Raw genomic sequence first — 525 nt, forward strand, 5'->3', positions numbered from 1 at the left:
TCCAGAACCATTCGCACAGCCCGCTCACGAACTTCAGGCGAGTACCTTGGGCACTTCTTCTTCGTGTTTTCCATAGCTCCATTTTCTCAAGAAGTGGAGCCTCCGGAAATCCCGGGGCGGTTCACACGGCGCCCGGTTCACGAAGTGCTCGAGAAACTTGGCGCGCTTGATCTGCCGGTTCACAATCTCTCCAGTTTCCGCGTCCACGTAATGCACCTGAAACACGCGCTTGGCAATGTCGATCCCAACTGGCGTAAGCTTCATTTCGGATCCCTCCGGTTTTGCCTGTGAAGACCTGCATGATCTTCCATATTGGCACGGTGATGCCGTCGGCCCGTGAAAGGTCCATCCTCATCCTTAGTTCCACCGTTCACGGTCGGGAGGCGTTCATTCCATTGACCTCGATGCCGCCGAGAATGACCCTCGCACGGTGGAAGTTCTTGAATCCCAGCATCGGCCGGGTCCGGCGTTTGATAGCCCGATGGTCCTGTTCGACAATGTTGTTCAGGTACTTGATCTGACGGA

The 525-nt window shown here is 55.6% G+C and carries 1 protein-coding gene and 1 pseudogene; both read right to left on the reverse strand.

Annotation, left to right across the window (positions count from 1 at the left end; genetic code table 11):
• Nucleotides 1-123: 123 nt before the first annotated feature.
• Nucleotides 124-255, reverse strand: a pseudogene (locus AB3X89_RS40170) (IS110 family transposase); the annotation flags it as partial.
• A 115-nt stretch (nucleotides 256-370) separates the two neighbouring features.
• Nucleotides 371-525 (reverse strand): DDE-type integrase/transposase/recombinase (locus AB3X89_RS40175; RefSeq protein WP_368588050.1); only part of this gene is annotated, 155 nt, incomplete at its 5' end.

This window comes from Paraburkholderia sp. BR14320 (assembly GCF_040948665.1).
Taxonomy (GTDB): Bacteria; Pseudomonadota; Gammaproteobacteria; order Burkholderiales; family Burkholderiaceae; genus Paraburkholderia; species Paraburkholderia youngii.